The 25,117-nt window shown below is 44.5% G+C and carries 26 protein-coding genes; 17 read left to right on the top strand and 9 right to left on the bottom strand.

Translation table 11 applies throughout. The features are described 5' to 3' along the window. Position 1 precedes the first annotated feature (1 nt). Entirely contained in the window at positions 2-751 is a 750-nt protein-coding gene (locus tag ABIO93_RS05530; RefSeq protein WP_348065276.1) for a polyprenol monophosphomannose synthase, read from the top strand. Here the strand turns inward: ABIO93_RS05530 and ABIO93_RS05525 are convergent. Continuing rightward, complete coding sequence (locus tag ABIO93_RS05525; RefSeq protein ID WP_348065274.1) at positions 729-1,922, bottom strand: M20 family metallopeptidase; 1,194 nt, start codon at positions 1,920-1,922, stop codon at positions 729-731. The genes ABIO93_RS05530 and ABIO93_RS05525 overlap by 23 nt on opposite strands. 165 nt (positions 1,923-2,087) lie before the next feature. Here ABIO93_RS05525 and ABIO93_RS05520 point away from each other — a divergent pair, with 165 nt between their 5' ends. From ABIO93_RS05520 to ABIO93_RS05500, 5 genes are all read left to right on the top strand, one after another. Continuing rightward, positions 2,088-2,969: a class I SAM-dependent methyltransferase gene (locus tag ABIO93_RS05520; protein ID WP_348065272.1), complete on the top strand. Its 882-nt coding sequence runs from the start codon at positions 2,088-2,090 to the stop codon at positions 2,967-2,969. Positions 2,970-3,008: 39 nt separating this feature from the next. After that, positions 3,009-3,944: a hypothetical protein gene (locus tag ABIO93_RS05515; protein WP_348065270.1), complete on the top strand. Its 936-nt coding sequence runs from the start codon at positions 3,009-3,011 to the stop codon at positions 3,942-3,944. An 89-nt stretch (positions 3,945-4,033) separates the two neighbouring features. Next, positions 4,034-4,852, top strand: a complete 819-nt coding sequence (locus ABIO93_RS05510) for a phytanoyl-CoA dioxygenase family protein (RefSeq protein ID WP_348065268.1) — start codon at positions 4,034-4,036, stop codon at positions 4,850-4,852. A 4-nt stretch (positions 4,853-4,856) separates the two neighbouring features. After that, the gene (locus ABIO93_RS05505; RefSeq protein WP_348065266.1) at positions 4,857-5,687 is read left to right on the top strand and encodes a glycosyltransferase; all 831 of its coding nucleotides are present in this window, start codon (positions 4,857-4,859) and stop codon (positions 5,685-5,687) included. 38 nt (positions 5,688-5,725) lie between these two features. After that, positions 5,726-6,490 carry a glycosyltransferase family 2 protein gene (locus ABIO93_RS05500; protein ID WP_348065264.1) on the top strand — a complete coding sequence of 255 codons (765 nt, stop codon included), beginning with the start codon at positions 5,726-5,728 and terminating at the stop codon, positions 6,488-6,490. Positions 6,491-6,497: 7 nt separating this feature from the next. On the opposite strand, the gene ABIO93_RS05495 is transcribed toward ABIO93_RS05500, so the two are convergent. From ABIO93_RS05495 to ABIO93_RS05485, 3 genes are read right to left on the bottom strand one after another with little or no spacing between them, the layout of a single operon-like run. Further along, positions 6,498-6,947 carry a hypothetical protein gene (locus tag ABIO93_RS05495; protein WP_348065262.1) on the bottom strand — a complete coding sequence of 150 codons (450 nt, stop codon included), beginning with the start codon at positions 6,945-6,947 and terminating at the stop codon, positions 6,498-6,500. Further along, on the bottom strand, positions 6,948-8,108 hold the full coding sequence (locus tag ABIO93_RS05490) for a 1-deoxy-D-xylulose-5-phosphate reductoisomerase (protein WP_348065260.1): 1,161 nt from the start codon (positions 8,106-8,108) through the stop codon (positions 6,948-6,950). A gap of 27 nt (positions 8,109-8,135) precedes the next feature. Continuing rightward, positions 8,136-9,638 carry a GH3 auxin-responsive promoter family protein gene (locus ABIO93_RS05485; protein WP_348065258.1) on the bottom strand — a complete coding sequence of 501 codons (1,503 nt, stop codon included), beginning with the start codon at positions 9,636-9,638 and terminating at the stop codon, positions 8,136-8,138. A 174-nt stretch (positions 9,639-9,812) separates the two neighbouring features. Here ABIO93_RS05485 and ABIO93_RS05480 point away from each other — a divergent pair, with 174 nt between their 5' ends. The 7 genes from ABIO93_RS05480 to nadD all read left to right on the top strand — a co-directional run bounded on the left by ABIO93_RS05480 (position 9,813) and on the right by nadD (position 14,569). Continuing rightward, positions 9,813-10,838, top strand: coding sequence for a rod shape-determining protein (locus ABIO93_RS05480; protein WP_015813280.1), 1,026 nt, complete (start codon positions 9,813-9,815; stop codon positions 10,836-10,838). An 86-nt stretch (positions 10,839-10,924) separates the two neighbouring features. Next, positions 10,925-11,764, top strand: coding sequence for a rod shape-determining protein MreC (mreC, locus tag ABIO93_RS05475; protein ID WP_348065255.1), 840 nt, complete (start codon positions 10,925-10,927; stop codon positions 11,762-11,764). Continuing rightward, the gene (locus ABIO93_RS05470; protein ID WP_348065253.1) at positions 11,761-12,264 is read left to right on the top strand and encodes a hypothetical protein; all 504 of its coding nucleotides are present in this window, start codon (positions 11,761-11,763) and stop codon (positions 12,262-12,264) included. The genes mreC and ABIO93_RS05470 overlap by 4 nt, the downstream gene beginning before the upstream one ends. A gap of 179 nt (positions 12,265-12,443) precedes the next feature. Beyond that, a complete protein-coding gene (locus ABIO93_RS05465; RefSeq protein ID WP_035360656.1) occupies positions 12,444-13,043 on the top strand; it encodes a sigma-70 family RNA polymerase sigma factor in 600 nt (199 codons plus the stop codon). A gap of 81 nt (positions 13,044-13,124) precedes the next feature. After that, positions 13,125-13,415 (top strand): phosphohydrolase, encoded by a 291-nt coding sequence (locus ABIO93_RS05460; RefSeq protein ID WP_348065250.1) that lies wholly within the window; start codon positions 13,125-13,127, stop codon positions 13,413-13,415. 7 nt (positions 13,416-13,422) lie between these two features. Beyond that, positions 13,423-13,992 carry a guanylate kinase gene (gene gmk / locus ABIO93_RS05455; protein WP_348065248.1) on the top strand — a complete coding sequence of 190 codons (570 nt, stop codon included), beginning with the start codon at positions 13,423-13,425 and terminating at the stop codon, positions 13,990-13,992. A 4-nt stretch (positions 13,993-13,996) separates the two neighbouring features. Further along, the gene (gene nadD, locus ABIO93_RS05450; RefSeq protein WP_348065246.1) at positions 13,997-14,569 is read left to right on the top strand and encodes a nicotinate (nicotinamide) nucleotide adenylyltransferase; all 573 of its coding nucleotides are present in this window, start codon (positions 13,997-13,999) and stop codon (positions 14,567-14,569) included. Between the two features lie 10 nt (positions 14,570-14,579). Here nadD and ABIO93_RS05445 read toward each other — a convergent pair whose 3' ends face one another. Next, the gene (locus tag ABIO93_RS05445) at positions 14,580-16,322 is read right to left on the bottom strand and encodes an SWIM zinc finger family protein (RefSeq protein ID WP_348065244.1); all 1,743 of its coding nucleotides are present in this window, start codon (positions 16,320-16,322) and stop codon (positions 14,580-14,582) included. Between the two features lie 37 nt (positions 16,323-16,359). Next, positions 16,360-16,752: a hypothetical protein gene (locus ABIO93_RS05440; protein WP_348065242.1), complete on the bottom strand. Its 393-nt coding sequence runs from the start codon at positions 16,750-16,752 to the stop codon at positions 16,360-16,362. Positions 16,753-16,937: 185 nt separating this feature from the next. Between ABIO93_RS05440 and ABIO93_RS05435 the strand changes: the two genes are divergently transcribed. Further along, on the top strand, positions 16,938-17,372 hold the full coding sequence (locus ABIO93_RS05435) for a nuclear transport factor 2 family protein (RefSeq protein WP_348065240.1): 435 nt from the start codon (positions 16,938-16,940) through the stop codon (positions 17,370-17,372). A gap of 71 nt (positions 17,373-17,443) precedes the next feature. Here ABIO93_RS05435 and ABIO93_RS05430 read toward each other — a convergent pair whose 3' ends face one another. Beyond that, positions 17,444-18,373, bottom strand: coding sequence for an AraC family transcriptional regulator (locus ABIO93_RS05430; protein ID WP_244824830.1), 930 nt, complete (start codon positions 18,371-18,373; stop codon positions 17,444-17,446). A gap of 172 nt (positions 18,374-18,545) precedes the next feature. Then, positions 18,546-19,685 (bottom strand): acyl-CoA dehydrogenase, encoded by a 1,140-nt coding sequence (locus ABIO93_RS05425; protein WP_348065237.1) that lies wholly within the window; start codon positions 19,683-19,685, stop codon positions 18,546-18,548. Between the two features lie 186 nt (positions 19,686-19,871). Here ABIO93_RS05425 and ABIO93_RS05420 point away from each other — a divergent pair, with 186 nt between their 5' ends. The 3 genes from ABIO93_RS05420 (at position 19,872) to ABIO93_RS05410 (ending at position 23,788) form a co-directional block, all read left to right on the top strand. Next, the gene (locus ABIO93_RS05420; protein ID WP_348065235.1) at positions 19,872-21,143 is read left to right on the top strand and encodes a hypothetical protein; all 1,272 of its coding nucleotides are present in this window, start codon (positions 19,872-19,874) and stop codon (positions 21,141-21,143) included. Further along, a complete protein-coding gene (locus tag ABIO93_RS05415; protein ID WP_348065233.1) occupies positions 21,140-22,381 on the top strand; it encodes a hypothetical protein in 1,242 nt (413 codons plus the stop codon). Before ABIO93_RS05420 ends, ABIO93_RS05415 begins: the two co-directional genes overlap by 4 nt. Before the next feature lie 63 nt (positions 22,382-22,444). Further along, positions 22,445-23,788 (top strand): DNA mismatch repair protein MutS, encoded by a 1,344-nt coding sequence (locus ABIO93_RS05410; RefSeq protein WP_348065231.1) that lies wholly within the window; start codon positions 22,445-22,447, stop codon positions 23,786-23,788. A gap of 30 nt (positions 23,789-23,818) precedes the next feature. Here the strand turns inward: ABIO93_RS05410 and serS are convergent, their stop codons facing one another. Then, positions 23,819-25,111 (bottom strand): serine--tRNA ligase, encoded by a 1,293-nt coding sequence (gene serS / locus ABIO93_RS05405; protein ID WP_348065229.1) that lies wholly within the window; start codon positions 25,109-25,111, stop codon positions 23,819-23,821. Positions 25,112-25,117 lie beyond the last annotated feature (6 nt).

Here is a 25,117-nt window from a genome sequence, read left to right as displayed (position 1 = left end):
TGTGAACAATTGTATTGTAGTAATCCCCACCTACAACGAGATTGAAAATGTTGAAGCCATCATACGAAAAGTATTTAGCTTAAAGCATAAGTTTGACCTTCTGATTATCGATGACGGATCTCCCGACGGCACCGCCGCAGTTGTGAAGGAATTAATGAAAGAATATGACGGCTCCCTCCATATCGTAGAAAGAAAAGGAAAACTGGGTCTCGGTACCGCCTACATCCATGGTTTCAAATGGGCCCTGGAAAAGGGTTATGAGTATATTTTTGAAATGGATGCGGACTTCTCCCATCCTCCTGAGGACCTCATCCGCCTTTATCATGCTTGCGCCACGGAAGGTCACGACGTAGCGATCGGGTCGCGTTACATTACAGGCGTTAATGTCGTGAACTGGCCGATCAACAGGGTTTTAATGTCTTATTTTGCTGGCTATTATGTAAGGATGATCACCGGGATGAAGATCATGGACCCTACCGCCGGCTTTATTTGCTACACTGCAAAAGTTTTGAGAACCATTAATCTGGACAACATCCGGTTTATCGGTTACGCATTCCAGATTGAAATGAAGTTTAACTCCTGGAAATTCGGATTTGACATTGTGGAAGTACCGATCATTTTCACCGACCGGACCAAAGGTGCTTCGAAAATGTCAAGAGGAATATTTAAAGAAGCTATTCTGGGTGTGATCAGCCTGAAAATCAATAGCTATTTCAAACGCTATATTTCTAAACACCCAATTCAGAAATAGCCAGCCAGCCCATGAGTCCGGTTGAAATTTCCAATGCGCTCTCGTCAATATCGAAGGTAGGCGTGTGCACGCCGGATATAATTCCTCTTTCTTCATTGCGGGTGCCGAGACGATAAAAGCAGGAATCTACAACCTGTGAGTAGAATGCAAAATCCTCTCCGGCCATCCATAGATCCAGGTCGATCACGTTCTCTGCGCCTACATAACCGGTAGCGGCCGTGCGTACGCGTCTCGTCAGTTCGGGATGATTTTTGAGAAATGGATATCCTTTCACGATCTCAAAAACACAGCTTCCGCCCATGGCTTCTGCGATATTTTCGGCCATTTTTTTCATTCTTTTCAAACCGTCTTCCCGCCATTCTTCGTCCATACAACGCCATGTTCCCTGAATCGTGACTTCATTAGGAATCACATTGGTAACGCCGTCGGCAATGAAGCGACCGAAAGAAAGTACCGCTGGGTTGGCAGGATTGCGGTTACGGCTGATGATCTGCTGCAACGCCACAATGATATGTGAAGCCATCAGTACCGGGTCAATTAGCTGGTGTGGGGCCGCTGCGTGACCGCCTTTTCCTTTAACTGTCAGATATAATTCATCCGTACTGGCCATGTACATTCCCTCACGGAAACCTATTTTGCCAACCGGAATATTAGGAGCTACGTGCTGTCCTACCATGCTGGCAGGTCTGGGGTTTTCCAAAACACCCTCTTTAATCATGAGTGATGCTCCGCCTGGCGCTTTCTCCTCTGCGGGTTGAAAAACCAGTTTTATAGTTCCTTCAAACTCCTCTTTCAGCCGGTTCAAAATGCGTGCAGTACCCAGCAACGAAGACGTGTGCACGTCATGTCCGCAGGCATGCATTACGCCCGGAACGGTAGATTTGTAAGGTACATCATTGGCTTCCAAAATGGGCAACGCGTCCATATCGGCCCGCAGGCCAACGACTCTTTTTTCAGGATTCCGCCCTTCAATAATCGCCACGACACCAGTACCCGCAACGCCTTCTTCCGGTTGTAATCCAATGGCTGTCAGCTCGGAAGCTACATATTTAGCCGTTTTAAATTCCTCAAATGACAATTCCGGAATACTGTGAAGGTGACGGCGATGGGCAATGATATCTGCTGACTGTTCCTTAGCAAGCGCTTTTATTTTTTCCTGAAGCTGAGACATATTGAACTGAAATCTTTACTGACTAATGTTTGACTTTACAAATCTTTCAAAGGTAAGCATAAAGACAATAACGTTATCCTTTTGCTAAGAAGCCGGTAAACATTGAATGTTGTTCCAAAGAAAAAAAGTAATTTTGACCAGTATGAATCAATCAGCAAAGCACAAATGAATCAAAAGGAGTTTTTAGAATCGTTGGTTTGTCCGCTTACAGGAACAGCATTAACAATAGCCGAAGACGGCAAAAGTCTTACCAGTGAAGACGGTACCATATATGAAGTGGGTGATACAGGGATCGTCAATATGCTTTATCCCAAAGAATTACTGCCCGAAGATGCTCGTGAACAATATCTTTACGATCAGGCTTTCCTTCGCTATGATAAAGGCGTTTCCTGGGTTTTTGAAACGCTAAACCATTCGGATGAAGCAGCCACAAGAAAATTCTTCATTGATCTGATGGAGCTGAAACCCGGTATGAAAGCGCTCGAAGTGGGCGCAGGAACAGGTAAGGATTCAGCGCTGATACTGGATAAAGTAAGACCAGGCGGAACTGCGGTACTTTCCGATCTTTCTCCTAATATGCTTAAACTGGCCCAGGAAAAGCTTTCCACTGAAGACATTAACGTGCATTACTTCCTCGGCAACGGTTCTTACCTTCCTTTCCCCGACGATACATTCGATGCCGTTTTCCATTTTGGGGGAATCAATACCTTTTCAGAACGCAAAAGAGCCTTTGACGAACTGACCCGCGTGGTGAAACCGGGCGGAAAAGTGGTGGTAGGAGACGAAAGCGTTGCGCCGTGGCTACGGAACACGCCTACTTATGCTACTTTATTAAAAGCAAATCCGCTTTTCCGCGCGGAAGTGCCTTTGGAAGATGTTCCTGCTAACATTGAGAATTTCAAACTGCATTATGTATTTGGAAATGCCTTTTACGTAATGGAATACAGAGTTACTGCCAAAGCACCGGAGGTTGATGTTGATCTGCCAATTCCGGGAAAAGATTTCGTTGATAACTGGCGCATCCGGGCCGAAAAAGCTGTCGACTAAGTTTTAAGCCTTTGTTCAATCACTAAAAAGCAGTAATCCATGTGGGTTAAAAAAGGAGTTATTTACAAACCTGACGGAAGTTTGGCCCACAGCCTGACCCACGCACAGGTTCCATTTGCATATAAACACAAAGATTTTCTCCGTATCTATTTTTCGTCGCGTGATGCCAATACCCAGTCACGGCCTACTTTCATTGATGTAGACTACGACGATCCGAAGAAGATCCTTTACGTACACGATAAATCCGTCCTCGAACTGGGTGGCCCGGGAGAATATGACGAAACGGGCGCAATGCCAGCCTGGTTTGTAGATCGTCCCAATGGTGATATATGGCTTTATTATACCGGCTGGAACCGTACTTGGAATTCGTACAGGCTTTCAATGGGACTCGCTGTGAGCCACGACGGCGGATTAACGTTTGAAAAAATGTTCCGCGGACCGATTATGGACCGAAGCATTCAGAATCCATTGTGGGCAGCACAGCCTTCCGTGATGCTTGAAGACGACGGTACCTGGCGGATGTGGTACATATCGGGGCACAAATGCGAGTATATTCATGGGTATCCTGAGCCATACTACCGCGCTCAATCAGCCACTTCCAAAGATGGTATTCACTGGGAGATTAGCGACATTCCGACGCTTGATTTTGATGATTTTCTGCATGCAGTAGGTCGTCCAAGTGTTTTAAAAGAAGATGGCATTTACAAAATGTACTATTCCTACCGCCATTCCCGCGACTACCGCACAGACCGTAACCAAAGCTATCGTCTGGGTTATGCAGAGTCATTGGATGGTACCACCTGGGAACGTAAGGATCATTTGGTAGGAATTGCGAAATCTGAAAACCCGGAAGACTTCGATTATCAGATGATCGATTATGCCAATGTTTACACACATAATGGTAAAAAGTATCTGCTTTACAACGGAAATGGTTTCGGGGCCGCAGGGTTCGCTTATGCGGTTTGGGAAGATTAACGTCCTGAAAAAGTCTGATCTAAATCATTCTGTTGATTTTAAAAGAGTGATAAATTTGAAAAAATAAACATCACAAAAGTGATCCAACAATGAGTACACTTCAGGAACAATTTAACAGAGATGGATATGTCCTTTTGAGAAATCGCCTCGATAAGGATGTGATCAGCAACATATATCAGGACGCCCGCAAAATTTTCGCGGCTCAGATCAAACGTGTTACCGGCAAATCGGTTGACATTGATGATCGTGATGCATTTGAAAATGCGATGTTCGAATTTTTCGAGAAAGATTTTAATGCATTTGTCAATACCGGTAAAACCGTTCAGCATACATTCTCGCTGCACAGGCTGGGAGTTGATCCTGTGATCGAAAACCTGTTGAAAGAGGTTGGTCTTGCCAATCCTATCATCGGCGCACGTGCAGCAATGCAGTTCAATAGCCGGTTTTTGTCCAAAGACGGCAGCAAGCATTGGAAACTGGACGCGCATCAGGATTGGCGCACTGGCCAGGGTTCGTTGGATAGTACCGTGATATGGTTTCCAATGGTGGACGCCGGTGCGGACATTGGTGCTTTGCAGGTTATTCCAGGCAGCCATAAGATCGGTTTGCAGGAATCGACAACGTCGGGCTACCAGGGCGGTATCACTTCTAGTTTGAAAGAAGAGGATTTTGTTCAAACTGAGTTCCAGGTAGGAGACATTCTGGTGTTCTCAGCATTCCTGATCCACCAGTCCGGCAACAACATTACCCGTAACATTCGGTGGTCGGTACAGCTTCGGTATAACAACCTCGACGAACCTACATTCGTCGATCGCGGCTACCCGATGGCTTACATTTACAAACCGGAAACTGAGCTGGTAACGCCTGACTTCCCCACAGTCGAGCAGTTGAAGGAGGTTTTCAGTTAAGAATATGAAACTTTCCGTTTGCGTGCCTGCCTATAATCACGAGAAGTACATTGCACAAATGTTGGATGGCGCATTGATGCAGCAAACTGATTTTCCTTTCGAAATCGTGATTGGCGATGATGCTTCAACTGACCGTACTCCCGATATCATTCGACAATATATTGCCCGGAATCCAGGAAGGATCCGGGCATTTTTGCATACTGAAAATCAGGGCCCTAAGGAGCCCAGAGAATTTGCTGGACGAAATAATGTACTCCAACTACTGAAAGCCTGCCAAGGTGAGTACGTCGCGATGTGTGAAGGTGACGACTATTGGACCGATCCTTTGAAGCTTCAAAAGCAGGTTGACTTTTTGGACAAAAATCCTGATTTCGCTATTTGCCATCATAATATGCTGGTTACCTATGAAGACGGCTCTGATTCGCATTCATTCAATGCTCCCGATCAAAAACAGGTGTCCACCATTGAGGACATTCTGGAAGATAAGTGGTTTATGGCTACTGCCAGCTGGGTTTACCGCAACCACTTTTTAAACAACGACTTTGCCGAATGGCATGCGAAAGCGGCAGCGGGAGACTGGGCAGTAATGATACAGCTCGCTGCTCAGGGCAATATCGGCTACATTCCAGAAACAATGGGCGTGTACAGAAAACACAGCGCGGGACTCAGCAATGTTCATTCTCAAACCAACCGGAATTTCTTATTGAACCGGAAACAAATGTTTGAAAATGTAGATCAATGGTTGAATTATCGTTATCACGAAACAATCGAAAAGACACTGATTAAATACGAGAGGCAACTTTCGGACTTGGAAAAAATTGGCAGTTCGAATTAATAATCTTTAATTTGTACTGTTTTCAACAACTCACATCTATGAAGCTAAGCGTCGTAATACCCGCCTATAACGAGGAGGAATCTATTACTCACACACTAACATCGCTGCACAGCACATTAAATAAGTACAATATTCCTCACGAGATCTGCGTAACAAACGACAATTCGAAAGACGGTACGCTCCGGGTTTTGGACGAGCTTTCTCTCGAAATTCCAACATTGGTTTATTACACAAACCCGGGTCCCAATGGCTTTGGCTACGCGGTAAGGTATGGTCTTGAACGTTTCAAAGGTGATTGTGTGGCTGTGTTTATGGCTGATATGTCTGACGATCCTGAGGATCTTGCGAAATATTATTTCAAGATGCTGGAAGGCGATTATGACTGCGTGTTTGGCTCTCGTTGGGAAAAAGGAGGAAAAGTGATTGACTATCCTGCGGTGAAAAAGCTGATCAACCGTGTCGCGAATTTCATCGTGCGCATTTTGATGGGAATCAAATACAATGATACTACCAATGCATTCAAACTTTACAAGCGCGAAACGATTGAAGGTATCAAACCTTTTTTGGCACCTCACTTTAACCTTACCATTGAACTTCCGCTCAAAGCAATGGTAAGAGGCTACAATTATGCGGTAGTTCCGAATAGTTGGACAAACCGGAAATATGGCGAATCGAAGCTCAAAATCAAGGAAATGGGCAGCCGGTATTTCTTCATTTTAATGTATTGCCTCATTGAAAAATACTTCTCGCAAGGCGACTTTATGAAGAAATCAGTTGCTCCAAAGAAAGAAGTCAGCAGGTAATTGCAGGCTATTTGATCCAGTCCTGGATAAAATGTACTTTGTGGGCAATGTAAGAAATACCCAACCCCCACAAAATCGCACTAATTGACATCCAAAGGAAAATTGAAGCGCGCGGTACTTTAAAAGCTACCGCCAGAATGGGACCGAATATTGGAGTAAACAGCGGCGGCGTAAGAAATGCGATGCCGATAATCCCGAAACGTTTCCAGATATTGACCGCAATACGCGTTGTTCTCGTAAATTTTTTAGGTGGAGACTTCCGGTGCTTTTTAAGTAATGCCTGAATTCCGCCGCCTACATACGTCAAAAGGAGAACGGTGAACATCATGCCGACCGCTGAACATATAGCGGTTTCTATCCAGGTCAATTTAAGGATAACGCCGGCAATGGGCCCTCCAAAAAATTTAAGTGTACTAGCAAGAGCAACAGATAAGTACTTCAACAAGGTGGTTTTCATTTATGCTTTTACCTGGATCATTTCAGAGGCAAATCTTCTGGCTGCCTCATTGGTGTGAACGTAATCGGAATATGAAGGATTCCCCACATATTCTATTTTAGCAAGGGTCTCAACAATTACGTCCGAAATATCCAAAAATCCTATCTTATCATGAAGGAATGCATCAACGGCAATTTCGTTGGCAGCATTGACAATACAAGCGGCATTTCCTCCTTTTTCCAGCACTTCGTATGCGATGGCAAGATTCCTGAAAGTATCCAGGTCGGGCTTTTCAAAAGTGAGGCTGGGGTAATCGATAAAATTAAAACGGGGGAAAGCTGATTTTAGCCGGGAAGGATAATGCAATGCATATTGGATCGGCAGCTTCATATCCGGCAGCCCCATTTGCGCCTTCATACTCCCATCTTCAAACTGTACCAGTGAGTGGATAATGCTCTGCGGATGCACGATGACGTCTATTTGAGAAGCTTCCAGGTCGAAGAGCCACTTGGCTTCTATCACTTCCAGGCCTTTGTTCATCAGCGTTGCGGAGTCGATCGTTATCTTCGCCCCCATAGTCCAGTTAGGATGTTTCAAAGCCTGCGCCTTGGTGACATTGGCCAGAAAAGCACGGTCTTTTCCTCTGAATGGCCCGCCCGATGCCGTCAGAATAATTTTTTCCACCGGGTTATTTTCCTCCCCTACCAAACATTGAAATATAGCTGAATGCTCCGAATCGACCGGATAAATACTGACATTGTGCTGCTTGGCAAGTCCGGTGATCAGCTCGCCGGCCACTACCAGTGTTTCCTTATTGGCAAGAGCGATGGTTTTTCCCGCCCTGATGGCGTGGATAGTAGGCAACAGCCCGGCATAACCGACCATAGCCGTCAGTACAATGTCAATGGATTCCGATTCTACAACCGAAACCAGCGCCTCAGCTCCTTGATAGACTTTGATCTGAAAAGAAGAAAGCGTCGATTTTACTTTTTCAAAATGCTTTTCGTTTCCGATAACCACCTCTTTCGGAAGGAATTTGGCAGCCTGCTCGATGAGCAAATCGGCATTGTCCTGCGCTGTGAGTACCTCTACCGAAAAAATCTCTGGATTCGCTTCTATGACTTCCAATGCCTGGGTACCAATAGAACCGGTGGAACCCAAAATGGCTATTCTTTTTTTCATTTTACAATCGCATTAAAAGTCCCGGCATTATGACCGGTTAATTCTGACAAGCTCATCGGCAATTTTTCGGTCATTGGATAACCTTGGAACCTTGTTTTGTCCGCCCAGTTTCCCATTCGCCCGCATGAAATCGATAAAGGTATTTTTACGTAGCGGTACCAGTTCGAGGCGACGTAAAATATTGCCTTTGATCAGATCCAGGTAATAAATGTTCAGTTCCGTGAGACGTCTGTCGATGTCCTCCACAAATTTTTCCTGGTCATAGGGCAATGTCGCAAACTCTACTAACCATTCATGATAAGGAAGTCCGCCGTGCTCCGAATTTACCATCGGGGCCACCGTGAATTCTATTACCTCTACTTCGGGATGCCGCTCCATCGCATAACGCAATGCTTTTTCAATTTCCTCGCCAATGACATGTTCTCCAAATGCAGAAATAAAATGCTTGATCCGGCCGGTAACCAGTATTTTGTAGGGCTGCGTGGAAACGAACCGAATGGTATCACCTAGCGAATAACCCCACAGGCCAGCATTGTTATTGACGATGACGGCGTAATTACGACCTGTTTCTACTTCACTGATGGACAACCGTTTCGGGTTTTCATCAAAGAAATGCTCGACTGGAATAAATTCATAAAAAATACCCGTATCGAGCAGCAGCAGCAACCCTTCATCAGCCTGGGAATCCTGATAGGCGAAAAAGCCTTCCGAAGCGGGATACAATTCAATAGAGTCAATCTTTTTCCCTATTGATTCAAATAACTTGGCACGATATGGTTCAAAATTCACCCCTCCATAAATAAAGAGAGAAAAGTCCGGGAATACGTCTTTGATTTTTTTACCAGTACGTTCAGTGATCCTGTCAAAATACATTTGAACCCACGGTGGAATACCGGATATGAGCGACATTGGCTGATCTATCGTTTCGTCAATGATCTTGTCCAGCTTGGTTTCCCAATCTTCTATACAGTTAGTTTCATAGCTGGGCATCTGGTTGGCCCGCAGATAGGCGGGTACGTGGTGATTGGAAATACCTGACAAGCGACCTGTCAGTACCCCGCCGGTTTCCGTCAGTATCGGGCTTCCAGATAAGAAAATGAGCTTGTTATCCAGGAAAGCCGCTTTTTTAGTCTCCGCTATATACGTCAAAATGGCATTGCGGGCCGAATTGATGTGGTTGGAAATAGAATCTTTGGAAATGGGAATGTACTTCGTACCAGAGGTAGTACCTGATGTTTTGGCAAAATAGAGTGGCTTACCTGGCCAAAGCACATCACTTTCGCCCGTTTTGAGCTTTGCAATGTAGTCTTTCAGATCCTCATAATCATGAACCGGAATGGCTTCCTTAAAATCTGAATAAGAATGAATGTCCTTGAAAAAGTGGTCCTTACCAAACTGCGTGTTAGCGGCCTTTTCAACCAGCTCTTTTCGCCATTTCTCCTGGACTTCTGTACTTCGGCTGATCCAATCCTGCTGTTGTTTTACAATGTACCGAGCCAGCGGCTCACTCAAAATTGCTCTGATTCCCATAGTAAAACAAAGGTACACAGGTTTTGTAAATTCCATTCTACACCGTTGTCGAACTGCCCGTTTTGGGTCTGAAAACGCTATATGCCGAATTTTTTTAAATGCCTTTGTTTGTGGTTATTTATCTGTAATTTTGCCATCCTGAAATCAAAGTGAGCGAAAATTTTAATAAATTATATGGGATTGTTTGATTTTTTGACGAGCGATATAGCGATAGATTTAGGTACTGCAAATACCCTGATCATCCATAAAGATACAGTAGTTGTTGATGAGCCTTCGATCATTGCCATGGATAAAACCACCGGTAAAGTTTTAGCAATCGGACACACAGCTATGCAAATGCACGAGAAGACGAATGAGAATATCAAGACAATCCGTCCGCTCAAAGACGGTGTGATCGCAGACTTTACCGCTGCGGAAATGATGATCCGGGGGATGATCAAAATGATCGATACAGGAAGCCGGTTTTTCACTCCTTCCCATCGTATGGTAGTATGTATCCCTTCCGGAATTACCGAGGTAGAGAAACGCGCTGTTAAGGATTCTTGCGAGCATGCAGGTGCGAAAGAAGTTTACATGGTGCACGAGCCCATCGCGGCTGCTATTGGTATTGGTATTGACATTACCCAGCCTAATGGTGTCATGATCGTCGACATTGGCGGTGGGACTACTGAGATCGCGGTAATTGCATTGTCAGGCATTGTATGCGAGCAGTCGGTACGTATTGCTGGTGATGTTTTCACCAGGGATATCGTAGACTATATGCGTCGCGAGCACAACCTGCTGATCGGGGAACGTTCTGCTGAGCTGATCAAAATGGCCATTGGTTCTGCTTCTCCTGAACTGGAAGTTCCTTTGGACGACTACCAGATACGCGGTCGTGACCTGATGACAGGTATTCCAAAAGAGATTCGGGTCACATACAGTGAAATAGCCTACTCTCTCGATAAATCCATTTCGAAAATTGAAGAGGGTGTCATGAAGGCACTTGAAATCTCACCTCCTGAGCTTTCTGCTGATATTTTCAAAAACGGAATTTACCTTACCGGCGGCGGTGCACTGATTCACGGATTGGACAGGCGTATTGCCCAAAAAACCAAATTGCCTGTTCACATTGCCGATGATCCATTAAAAGCGGTGGTGAAAGGCACAGGTGAAGTCCTTAAAAATCTTGAATTATATAAGCCGGTACTGATATCGTAGTATTGGATCGTTCACAGTTCATCAATCGGCGCACGGTACGTAGAAAAGATTTTTGATTGATGAACTGCGCATGAACATTTTAGCCCATGCTCCAACTCGTTGATTTCGCTGTCCGGAATCGTTTCTTTTTGGTATTTGTTTTGCTGGAAGTACTCAGTGTATGGCTGATCGTGCGCAGCAACACATACTGGGGCGCAACCTATTTCAATACTTCCAATTATTACGTCGCCAAAACACTGGCCTTTTCCAATTCTGCGCGAGAGTTTACCAAGCTGGACGAAATCAATGCGGACCTGGCGAATGAAAATGCACGCCTGCACGCAATGGTGACTGCATTGAATCAGAAAAAACCTGTTGATTCCCCTACCGGCTACATTCCCGACTCCGTTTTCGCGTCAAGATTCACTTACACCGTTGCGAAAGTAGTTGATAATGAAACCAATAAAACGAACAATGTCCTGACGATAGACAAGGGTACGGCACACGGTATAAAGCCGGGTATGGGTGTAATATCCGCTACCGGCGTAGTAGGCAAGGTCCGGTTCTGCTCGGAAAATTATTCGGTAATTACCTCCATTCTGCATTCGCAGTTTATGGTGTCTTCGAAACTCGTACGGAGCAAGGAGATCGGTTATGCTAAATGGCAGGGCAAGGATCCCAATCTTGTGGATATGATCGATGTTTCGAAGTATACCAAAATTTTCAAAGGAGACTCCGCTGTTACTTCTGATCAGAATTCTGTTTTTCCGCCGGGTATCATGGTTGGAAAGGTAGAAACAGTCACTGTCAACCCAAATCAGACCTTTTACAATATCGTTTTACGCCTGGCTACCGATTTTAGAAACCTCTCTTATGTCTATGTGGTGCAAAATCAACAACTTGGGGAGCAGGATAGTCTTAAATTACGTACAGTAGAAACCCGATGAGCTTACGAGAAGCAATACAATATTCCCTGATGATCCTGCTCTACCTGTTTTTGCAGATCTTCTTCATGCGGAATATCGTCATGTTCAACTACGCTTTCTGCTTCATATACATAGCAGGGGTACTGCTGCTTCCCGCCGACGTTGACAGGATGTATCTCTTGCTGATCGCCTTCGGAATAGGTTTTACGGTGGACGTTTTCTCCAATACCTTTGGTATGCATGCCTCGGCTACTGTCATGATCGCGTACATCCGTCCTTTCCTGATCCATTATCAAATGAAATCGAGAGGTGCGGAGCGGGCGGAGGTAGGGCTTCGTGCGCAGGGTTTCGGTGCATTTTTGGCTTACATTCTGCCGCTTATCCTGCTGCATCATGCGATGCTTTTTTTCATGGAGATGAATCATTTTGGAATGATCCTTTACACATTGATCCGAATAGGCGCGAGCACGCTCTTCACTACCCTCTTAATTATACTATTGGAACTTTTTTCCAAGCGTTAACATGACATTTTGACGCAAATTATTTTTTGGCTCGAAATTTGATGTTGTTACATGTAATAACATCAACATTTGATTTTATCTTGAAATAATGGCGGTTAAAGTGCTTCAATAAGCCATTCATCAAATTTTAATTTGTACCATTTGGAGCTGTTGTTAATCTTTGTAAATTCAGCATTCCTATGTTAGTTGCCATGTCAGAAACGCTCACTACTAATGAATACACGGATGACCTTCGTTATGAAGTTTTTAACCGTGAGTTCATGCCTCACATTGACTCCATGTACAACTTCGCTTTCCGCCTTACCATGGATGAAGACGATGCAAATGACCTGGTACAAGACACATATTTAAAAGCTTTCCGTTTTATTTCTTCTTTTGAACAGGGTACCAATGCGAAAGCATGGCTTTTCCGGATTCTTAAGAACAGTTTTATCAACGATTACCGTAAGAAAAGCAAAGAACCATCCAAGGTCGATTATCAGGAAGTGGAAACGACCTATAATTCCGAAGAGGCTTCTGACACTACTTACACTGTTGATCTTCGTGCCGACGCGGTACAGGAACTGATCGGCGACGAGGTAGCCAATGCATTGAATGCATTGCCAGTGGACTTCCGTACCGTAATTATTTTGTGTGATATTGAAGGATTTACTTACGAAGAAATGGCCAAGATCCTTGACATTCCGATCGGTACAGTAAGGTCCAGATTACACCGTGCGCGTAACTTATTGAAAGAAAAATTGAAGAGTTATGCTAGTTCAATGGGATATGATTCGTAGGTTGTGAAACTTTTTTTACAATCTATACGGTTATAGGGTACAACTGTACATATTCCATTATTCTTATTTTCATTGTTCATAATGAATGCATCTCTTTCGACGCCTTCTGTAACAGAAGAAGCGCAAAAACCAACCATGAAGCATACCTGCGAGCACCATGTTGAGTGCATGAAGATCATTCAGGCCATACTGGATGACGGAGCCACGGAAGCTGAAAAAGATCATTTCCGCGAAAACATGGATAAATGCATCCCTTGTATCGAATCGTATCGTTTGGAAAAATGCATCAAGGATTCTCTCAATTCTAAAATTGCGAAAAAGCCCTGCCCCCAAAGCATTTTGGATACAATCATTTCAAAAATAAACAGTTAATCTGTTAGTGAACGGTAAGCTTATCATATTTTCTGCTCCTTCCGGTTCTGGAAAGACTACCATTGTAAGACATTTATTGAAAAAATTTCCGGGTCTTTTGGCTTTCTCAGTCTCGGCATCGACACGGGAACGGCGCGATCATGAGATCGATGGGAAAGATTATTACTTTTTGCAAAAAAAGGATTTTCGTGAGCGCATTGCCAATAATGAGTTCGCCGAATGGGAAGAGGTGTATGCTGGAAATTATTACGGCACTTTTAAAACAGAGATCGAACGCCTCTGGCTGGCAGGAAAGCATGTTCTTTTTGACGTGGATGTCAAAGGCGGTTTGAAATTAAAAGAAATCTACCGGGAGAGTGCGCTCGCTATTTTCGTGAAAGTTTCTTCCGAGGCCGAAATCATCCGCAGACTGGGCGAAAGAGGGACCGAAACGCAGAAATCGCTCGAAACCCGATTGGGAAAAGTACATTACGAGCTTAGCTTTGAGGATAAATTTGACATCACCCTGGTCAACGACGATCTTGACGAAACACTTCGCAAGGCGGAAGAGATCGTGATGGAATTCATCGCTTCCTGATCAAATGAAAATCGGCCTCTTTTTCGGATCCTTCAATCCCATACATGTCGGCCATTTAATTATAGCCAACACCATGGCCACTACTACTGATCTTGAACAGGTTTGGTTTGTAGTAAGTCCGCAAAATCCATTTAAGAAAAATAATAGTCTCCTGCACGAATTTGACCGCTATGATCTCGTTCAGCGGGCCATTTCGGATAATACGCTTCTGAAAGTAACGGACATTGAGTTTCACATGCCCAAGCCGAGCTACACCATTGATACGCTGATCAGGATGCAGGAAAAATTTCCCCAGCACGAGTTCAAACTCATTATGGGTGAAGATAATCTGGCTCAATTCCCTAATTGGAAAAACCACGAAAAAATACTAAAATATACTGGGCTATACGTTTACCCGCGCCCCAATTCCAAAGCGCATTCATTTGGAAACCATCCCGCTGTGAAGTTTGTAGAAGCTCCTTTGCTTGACATTTCTGCTACCTTTCTGAGGGCTTGCATTAAAAATGGCAAATCCATCCGGTATATGGTTCCCGAGCCGGTGGAGCAGCTAATCAAGATCAAGAAGTTTTACCTGTAAGCCGGAAAGTTCATGTCAATTTTTTGAATTCGTCGATCATAGCCGGCCTGCGGGGATATTTTAATTTGAGCAACTCCGCTGCTTCCAAAATTTTGCTCCGACTTTCCGGAATTGCCTTCAATACTTTTTTCATTTCTGAAACGAGCTGCGCGTAGTGCGACCTAGCGCTTGCCTTCTCCCCCGATTTTATCAAGGCGGGAACGAGCAAATTAGTCATTTCTGTGCCAAAATCGGGTGCCAAATACTGCATATAATGTAAAAGCGAAGGCATCGCTGGATAAGCTTTCACTACACCAAATAGTAGATCCCATTGTTTTTCTTCCTGGTAAATCGGGCCAAGGATAAGCAACAAAGTGTACTCTTTCGACCACCAGTTTTGACCCTGATGTTTCTTCGCATCTTTGTTTATACCATCAGTTATTCGTGCAATTAATTGTGCATATTCATCCCCCCATTCCCGAGCATTGAATGTTGTTTTCCACCTCCGGTAATAGTCTGGGTTGAAGCCACCATCAAAAGCAAAATACAACGTATACAATCTAACCGTGTCCAGATCTCCTTCCAGTTCGGCGATTTTTAGAAGTACCTGTTTCCATTGGGATACTGTTCCGCGGTGACCATTCTTCTCCACAATTAGCATTCCCTCATTGACCAACTTTTTAGCTAACGCAAAGTCGCGGTTCAGAATCGCTTCATCTACAACAATTTGTCTAATCCGGGCAATACTTATGTTTTGAAGAGCGAGTTCATTCGCACGCTGCCGATCGCCGGTCTCCTGAAAAAATTGTATTTTTTGCCTGACGAAAAACTCCTGCTGATAGGAGTCGGACGACTTTTTCTGTTCCTCCCAAATTCGGGAGTCGGCAAAGCGCATAAAGTCCTGCCCCTTTCCCAGAAAAACAGCCAGACCACGGTAAACTTCGAAGAGTTCGTAACCATAATCGCCGTAATCAAAATAAACACGATCGGTAAGTTCCTTATCCAGGAAAGTGAACAAATTTTCTTTCAACTCCCTCGAACAAAGTGGAGACTCTTCCACGGCGCGTAGCAATCCTATTGCTTCTGCGATTGTATCTCCTAGTTTTCCGCTGGAGTCATCGCAGGAAGGAACAACTTCTTTCACCAAATGCTTCAAAACCACTTTTCCAATGGTCAAGCCGTCTTTGAAATTATCGGAATGGACACATTCTGCCGCTTTGGAAATCATTGAATCCATCTCGCGGGACAACGCATTGGTGGAATGATAATCAACAAAACCACGGCCAGAGAAAGCGCGGATTGTCATTTTAACCAGGTCTGTATATTTTTGTTCAAGGTCAATCCGCTCGTCCTTATGTGCAAAATACAATTCAAATTGCCTCTTGAACTTTTTATCGCTGCCCGCATAAGCTTCTACGAAAGCCTGTAATTCCGACCGCGTCACTTTTCCGGCCAGCTCAGTAAATGATAGCTTTTTGGCTTGCTTTCCCGGTTTGATCCTGGCTGACTTCTTTTGTTTCTTCAACGTGAACAAGACTGCAACGACATGCTTGCAAGCCTCCCCATTAAATGGACAATCGCAAAACAGGGTTTCTATTTCTCCGTCCTCTTCGATCGCCACCTCAACTGTATAAACCTCAGTCCCCTCAACTTCGGCGGTCCACAGTCCCGGGTTATTCTCTTCAACATGCAGAACTGCGCCATTTTTGTAAATTTGCTTTCCCTTCTGCCGGATAGCAGAAGGTATATTTTGTTCGAAATCTTGCAGGTTCATGTGCTAACTAAAACAAATGATACTAATAACTATATGCTTACAACTCAGACAAAGGGCGGTCCTGGTAAGTGATCTCAGACAGTAAACCAACCGCATTGAATTTCAGGATCACCTTGGGCGCTTCCGACTTCAACTTCATGTCTTCGCATTGCGGCCCTTTTTCGAAGTAGTAAACGTAGAATTTAACATTCCTTTCTCCCAACTGGTGAATGTCGGGCCTGCCCAGTAATTCACCGATATCGTCTGCGAATTTACCTTTCAGCTGCGCTTGAACGGCCTTAAAATCCTTTTGAAGCGTCGAACGCACATTATTGCAACCTCCGCGGTCACTGCGCCATTTATTAAGGTCCAGAGCGCCTATCTTGTCGGGTGGAGAAGAACAGGCCATTAATCCTGAAATCAGTAATATTATCAAACCTCGGGTCGTCATTTTGGTCATTGCAGCAATTACTAAATGTCTTGTGTAAACGGATGGCCGAATTTACTCATATAATCCCGGGCTTAGAAAATGTTTCATGTCAAATGCATGACGCCTTTTAATGTACGTTTACATGTTAAATTCTTTTCTCATACCTTGCGCCGGTACACTTTAAAGCACATTATCAACACATTCGGATGAAATTCATTGGATCGCTTATTATTCTTTTTGCCTGCATTTCACCAATATGGGCACAAACCAATGCTCCGATACCTGTTGACGGTACGGACTGCTCCAACCTGTTTTTCAAAGCATTATCGGAAGAAGATGCGAATAGTCTTGGAAGTCTTCTATCCAATGATTTTAACGCCGTTGGCTTTAATGGCCGTATCATCGACGGAGAGTCGCTGCGACAGGGCATTGCACAAGGATACATGAACATTGAGTCCGGACAGCTCTCAGGCACGCGCACGCGCACTTACGGGGATGTGGCCATTGTATCCGGGCAGTGGAATGTGCGGGCGAAGATTGAAAACAACAACTTTCAGGGAGAAGTCGCCTATATGACAGTATGTGTGCGGTCGGGAGGTAAGTGGAAAGTCACTGCCGCGCAGCTTACCCCCATTCAATAAACCAGAAGCATTGACCAACAAAAAAGAGAACCTGGGAAGGGTTCTCTTTTTGCTATACATTCAAATCTTTTCTAAACATTCATCAATGATTCACGACGGCGCATTTTGCCGGCAGGAATTCCAAACATCATTTTGAAACGACGGCAGAAATAAGCTGTGTCTTTGTAACCTACATCAGAACCAATCGCACGAATGCTCTTTTTAGAAGTACGTAGCAAGTCTACTGCTTTTTCCATACGCTGGTATTCAATGTAATCCTGAGGATTGATACCCGTCAGCATTTTGAAATACTGGCCTACATAATCTTCCGATACGTTCGCAACATTCGCGAGCACCTTGTTCGAAAGGTCACCGCCCAGGTTATCCTTGATATAAGCAAAGATATCGATCAGTCGGGGATCCTTGAAATAAGTACTGTTCGTAACAAGCTGCTCAACAAACAATTTGTTTTTCAGGATATAACGAATGATCTCGATCACCACCTCTTCGGTTTTGATCTTGATGATACGTCCTTTACCAGGGGTATCAAGCATATCTTCCGTCAAGATCTGGTTGATCGTAATGGCGATCTGGTCATCTCTTTTGATCAGGAACGGAGGAACGTCCAGAGAAGTAAAGAAGTTAACCGTATCAAAAACTTTTGCTTCAAATGATATTAACCCAAATGAGTTGGGCAACTTTCCGATCAGAGCAGGATCGTGGCCAGCCTCGATATAGTTATCACGGTTGGTCATGAACTCTTCATTGGATACCGTCTTCGCAGTCTGCGTATTGCCGTATGTTACCGTCGCGTGCTTGCCTCCCGGAATGAAAAGCATATCCCCTTCCTCAACCTTATGCGATTCCTCAGATCCGAAAGAAACTTCTCCGTCGTACAAAATCGTCAGCGAATTTTGTACGTCATAAAAGTTTTTAATAGTAATCGGTTGCAAAATCCGGATATGACGCGCCTTCACGAATTTCACCCCCAGCGACTCAATAATCTTATTATAGTCTTCCATACTTGATATATTTAAGGGTCCTTTTGACCATTGTTCCAATTTTTGTACAAATCTAATAAATTGTACAAAACTAATACAAGTATATATTGACAAAAAAGTGAAAAAAAGTGATATTTTTATATCATTTTAATCCAAGATTTAGAATAAAACCGTCCTGACAAGGAAAATCGATTCATTTCAGGAGCTCGCGGGCTATCACAAGTTTTTGGATTTCAGAGGTACCTTCATAAATCTGAGTGATTTTTGCGTCCCTCATCATACGTTCCACATGATATTCTTTCACATATCCATAGCCTCCGTGAACCTGGACTGCTTCCGTTGTAACCCACATGGCAACATCGGACGCATATAATTTGGCCATGGCCGCTGCTTGGATATAATCCTTTCCCTCATCTTTCGTACGTGCCGCCTTGTAAACGAGCAACCTCGCAGCTTCGATTTTAACAGCCATTTCCGATAACTTAAACTGTATCGCCTGGTGTTCACTGATTGGTCGGCCGAAAGTTTTTCTTTCCTTGGAATATTTCAAGGATAATTCAAATGCGCCCGCCGCAATCCCCAGTGCCTGCGCAGCTATCCCAATCCGGCCGCCATTTAATGTACTCATCGCAAATTTGAAACCGAATCCATCCTCCGCGATACGATTTTCCTTAGGTACCTTCACATCTGAAAACATCAGGGTATGCGTGTCAGAAGCCCTTATACCCATTTTATCCTCTTTTCTTCCGATCGCAAATCCCGGCAGCCCCTTTTCAACTATGAATGCATTGATGCCCCTATGCTGTTTTTCCGGGTGCGTTTGAGCGATGACCAGACATACTGATGATGTATTACCATTGGTGATCCAGTTTTTGGTGCCGTTCAATAAATAATGGTCGCCCATATCTACAGCCGTAGTATGCTGTGAGGTAGCGTCAGAACCCGCCTCTGGCTCTGATAAGCAGAACGCACCAATGATCTCACCTGCTGCAAGTCTGGTCAGATATTTTTGCTTTTGTTCTTCACTCCCATATTCTTCCAGTCCCCAGCAAACCAGGGAATTATTAACCGACATCATCACACTCGCCGATGCGTCGACTTTGGAGATTTCTTCCATCGCAATGACATAAGAAAGTGTATCCATTCCGCTTCCACCGTATTCAGGGGCGACCATCATGCCCAAAAACCCCAGCTCCCCCATTTTTTTGGTCAGTACCGGATCAAACTTTTGCGTATTATCTCTTTCTATGACCTCGGACAAAAGTTCGTTCTGTGCGAAGTCACGCGCAGCTTCCTGAACCGCCAGATGTTCTTCGCTCAGATTAAAATCCATTCCAATTAGTTGAGAAGCAATTGACATAATTAGCAACGATTACGGTGGATGACGTTTATCAAAAATATGATTAAGATAAAAGGTATGCAAGCATACAATTTTCTAACCAATTAAAACTTTGGGTTTTGCTGCTCATTTTCAAGAAAAGTTGTCTTAAGTTTGCGCCTTTATCACTGCATATCACACATGCCGATCCTTACGATTTTTTATATAAAGCTCCTCATCAACCTTGGATTAACGATTGGAATCATCTGGACCATCAGCAGATCCGACCTCTTTGCCCGATGGCAGGCAGAGAATGAGAAGCTGATCTTCGGCTTGGGGTTCGTTTTACTTCGGCTGATTCCGTGGATTGGCATTTTCCTTATTATTAACGAAGATCCGCGGGGCGATATTCCTTTCTTTTTTTATAAAGCCGAGGCAGCTAAAAAAGGTGGCTTTGTTTACCGGGATTTTTGGTCGTACCACGCTCCTTTATACGCTTACATTATCAGTTTACCCATCTGGATCTGGCATAATTCGCGGGCCATTGTTTTGTTCATGGTCCTGATGGAAAGCGGCATTCTCTGGCTAACTTACCAAACTTATAAGAAAAGGACCAGCAATGCTTTGCAATTGGCAATAATCTATTATATGCTGCCGGCTGCATTCATGTACATTCTGGTAGATGGCCAGGAGGAAGTGTGGTTCTGGGGTGCCGCATTACTAATATGGCGCTTTACGATCAAAAAACCAGTGGATTACGAAGTCGGGGTTGGGCTGCTTTATGCGCTGGCTTTGCTTACGATCAAGGTAACATTCATTTTCCTACTTCCTGCATTATTGGTTGTGGTCAAAAAACCAGTGAAAATGCTTCTCGTAATGGCAGCGGTGGGTTTGCCGGCAGTTGGTTTTCTGTACTGGCAGATCGGCGACCTTTTCCTGATGCCCATTCAGCACACGGAACAATTAATGACGCCAAACCTCTTTTCCATCACCAGGCCATTTGTTGAAACCATTATTCACATCAATGAGAAAAAATCAACATTGATCAACTGGTTCGGACTGCTGTTTACCGTTTTCATTCCTGCTTATATGGCTTTCAAGGCGCGCCACCGGCACATTAATGAAATCCTGCCCGGTATATTCATTGCCTGTTTTGTCTGTATGATGATATTCCAGGCCAGCGCAATGGGCGCCTACGTAATCGCCTACTTGATGGCCGTACTTTTTGAAGTCATTGATATTCGCAAATCCATTCATGTCATTGTATTACTGGCTGTTAACTGGCTTACCGTTGTACAGCCTTTTGTTTGGGTCTGCATTAAACAGCCGGCATATACGTCCTTAGGAATGTTCGGAAACCCCGCGTTTCTGTTTGAATATGCCCTGCAAATATTGAATGTGCTTTGCTTTTTCTGGATCCTGAGGGAAACCTACCGCAAGGTGGTGTATTCTGAAAACCTGGCAACGGCATGAGCATAGTCTTCGCCAAACTGGCTATCAGTCTACTGGCTTCATTACTGGTGATTGCAATTCTCTTGAAAAAAGATGCATTAACCTTGTGGCTGGAAAAAAAATCCGTTAATGCTACATTACTTATCGGCTGGGTTTTATTGCGGCTGTTACCATTCATTGCCATTTACCTCATTGCCGGGCAAGAGCCCACTTCCGACGTCAATGGATTTTGGGATGAAGGCAGCAAAGCGTCGCTCGGGCAAATTGTCTACCGCGATTTCTGGTCACCCTATTCGCCTTTATACGCTTATTTTCTGGGCTTTTGGTTGAAATTCTGGTATAGTCCCAAAATGATCGTATTGACCATGGCCCTCATGGATGGCGTGGCGATACTGGCTTCTTATCATTTCTTCAGGCCTTTTCAGTCAAAAGGTGTTTTTCTGTTCAAATCGTTGCTATATCTGTTACTGCCGGGTTCATTAGTACTCTGCATCATCGGTGCGCAGGAAGATGTTTGGATGTGGCTGTTTGTCATATTGGCCTATCTGATCCGGGAAAGGACGCTGCGGGTTGCATGGTATGCTATCATTCTCGCGATTGGGCTGCTGACGACGAAAGCGATTTTTGTGTTGATACTCATTCCCTTATTCATTCTAGAGAAACAAAAAATACGTCTGCTTATTCCGATGGTCATTGTTGGAATGATATCATTGGCCATACTCTATCCATTAGTAGGCTGGGAATTCACACAACCGCTGGACGAAGCCAAAACATTGCGCGCACCTAACATTCAATCTATCCTTAATCCACTGTTTCATAACCACATTGGAGTAGGTGAAAAATTCTGGAACTGGATTGGGCTGGCTATTTCTGTCGGTCTGGCGTGTTTAGCTGCATTGAGATTGCGTCATGCTGATTTCAGGGTAATGTTGTCCCGCGTCTGGATCGTGCTTTATGCTACCATGATGATCGTCCAGCAAAGTGCGTACAGTAATTACATTTTCCTCTTCCTGATCCCGCTTGTTTTTTACGTGATCGACTGGAAAAACAAGACGCAGATTGCGTTACTCTTGATTTTTAATGTGCTGTGCGTTGTGCATCCGTCTTACTGGTGGCGGCTGGGCATGCCCTGTTACATGACGCCGTCTGATCCTACTGCATCCACCGAGCTGCTCATTGACTACCTCATGCAGATTTGCATTGTCGGGCTCACAGGTTATTTCATCTGGCTGGCATTTCCCAGAAAAGAGGAAGTTTAACTTTATTTAACGCACCAACTTTACCACAGCTTTTTACTTTTGAGAATATCCTAAATTCTCAAAATGCATCCTGTTGATCATCATACGCTACTTGAATTGCAGATCATTGCGGAGAGTAACCGTTCCGTCAGCATTCTCAATTTTTTTGATCAGACCAAAACACCAGGCGGCAGAGATTGTCTTAAAGCAATGCTCAGCAAGCCCAAAAGCACCTTTTCAGAGCTGCTATCCCTGCAAAAGCTCCTCAAAACCATTCAGGAAGAACCGGGCTTTTGGGAAATTACCATTCCAAGGGCTTACATCATGGCTGTCGAAGGCTACTATGAGTTAAGCGTCGCACATTCCATGTCAAACGATGTGTTCCGACATTGGTTTGATACTTTCATTTATTTTCTGAAAAGCCCCGAAGAATATTACAGGATCCAGAGCGGACTGTTCGCCACATTCAGGTTTATCAAAGCCATTAAGAATACATTGATGGCACTGCAAGACGAAGACATTCCCGAGGAAATAGCTAATGAGGTAACTTTTATGCGGAAGTTCCTTTTGTCCGGTACCATTAAATCTTTCCTGAACCAAAATGAAGACAGGCTCTCAAACCGCGCTGTTTTTCGCATGGATTACTATTTCAGGATCTCACATAAGAAAGTATTGCGCCAGCTGCTCGATATTTTCTATCGCTTCGACGCCTATTTGGCCATCATCAAAACTGCCTCTCAGCATTCCCTTACATTTCCCCGATTTGATAAAAACATAAATGAATTCAATGCTGTGGCAATTTGGCATCCGCTCATTCCAAATGCTGTTCCGAACAGTTTCGTACTCGAAAATGAGAGCCCCGTCTGTATCCTGACCGGCGCTAATACCAGCGGCAAAACTACTTTTTTGAAAGCTTGCGGGATCGCAATTTACCTCGCGCACCTCGGCTGCCCGGTACCTGCAAGGGAAATGAGCCTGCCATTCTTTGACCGCCTTTATACCTCCATTCACTTATCGGATGACCTGTCAGCCGGGTATAGTCATTTTTATAGTGAAATGATGCGGATCAAAAACATTGCGGAAGCGCTGCATGCGGGAGACAAATGCTTTATCATTATCGACGAGCTTTTCAGAGGTACTAATCATGAGGATGCATTACACTGCTCCAAAACAGTGGTGGATGGATTTTCCCGAAGCAACGGCTCACTATTCCTGGTCTCCACGCACCTGATGAAGTTAGTCAATCATTATCGGACATCGTCTCAAATCGCCTTTCACTGTTTCAGGACACGAATTGTAGGAAGCCAGTTTGAAAATTCATTTCAGATCGAACCCGGAGTTTCTTCCGAAAAGGTTGGGCGGCTCATTATGGACCAAACCGGTATCACATTGCTTTTTGAAAATCCAAAAAGGCCCCCAAATGATTGAGAGCCTTTTTACTAAAATCTGAAATTTAATTTACTCAATCACATCAAAACCGCAATACGGTACCAAAACGGCAGGAACCTTCACGGTACCATCGGCCTGCTGATTGTTTTCAAGCAATGCGGCCACAATCCGTGGTAAAGCCAATGCTGAGCCGTTTAATGTATGTAGCAGCTGCGTTTTCTTGTCAGCGTTCTTATATCTCAATTTCAAACGATTGGCCTGGTAGGTTTCAAAATTTGATACAGAACTACATTCCAGCCAACGCTCCTGGCCCGCAGACCATACCTCGAAATCGTAAGTCAATGCGGATGTAAAGCCCATATCTCCTCCACAAAGCCGTAAAATCCGGTAAGGTAGTTCCAGCTTTCCAAGCAAGCTTTTGACATGATCGACCATTTCATCCAATGCCTTGTAAGAGTCTTCCGGCTTGTTGATCTGAACGATTTCAACTTTATCGAACTGGTGTAACCTGTTCAAACCTCTCACATGCGCGCCCCAGCTACCCGCCTCGCGACGAAAACAGGGCGTGTATGCGACATTCTTAACCGGCAACTCACTTTCCGCCACGATCACATCGCGGTACAAATTCGTTACCGGAACTTCCGCAGTCGGGATCAGATACAGATCGTCGGCAGCATCGTGGTACATTTGGCCTTCTTTGTCTGGCAACTGCCCTGTAGCAAACCCTGAGTCAGCATTTACAACAATAGGAGGCTGTATTTCGGTATACCCTGCCTTGCCGGCTTCATCCAGGAAGAATGCGATCATCGCACGCTGCAACCGTGCAGCTTTGCCCTTATAGACCGGGAATCCAGCCCCGGAAATCTTATTTCCCAGTTCAAAATCAATGATAGGCGCCTGGTTCTTTCCCAATTTCCTGATCAATTCCCAGTGAGGTAATGCTCCTTCCGGCAACACCGGCTTTGCCCCAGTTTCCAGCACATTTACATTATCCTCGGCTGTTCTGCCTTCGGGAACACTAGCATGCGGCAAATTGGGAAGCTTAACAAGCTCTTCCAGCAGCAATGCTTCAACAGACTTATGCTCTTCATCCAATGCTTTTGAGCGTTCTTTTAAAGCTGCGGTGTCTGCTTTGGCTGCTTCTGCCTCTGCCTTCTGGCCAGCCTTCATCATCGCACCGATCTCCTTGGCTTTGTTGTTGGCCAATGCAAGGGTTTCGTCCAGGTTTTGCTGCAACTCGCGTCGCTTCTGATCCAGTTCGAGAATCCTGTCAACTGCCGCCTCAGCGTCTTTGAAATGTTTCTTTATTAATCCCGCAATCGTCAGATCCTTATTATCACGGATAAAATTGGTTTGTAACATATAGGG

The organism is Dyadobacter sp. (assembly GCF_039919315.1).
GTDB lineage: Bacteria > Bacteroidota > Bacteroidia > Cytophagales > Spirosomataceae > Dyadobacter.
Note: the sequence above shows the minus strand (reverse complement) of the source record. Positions and strands in the feature narration are given on the sequence as shown.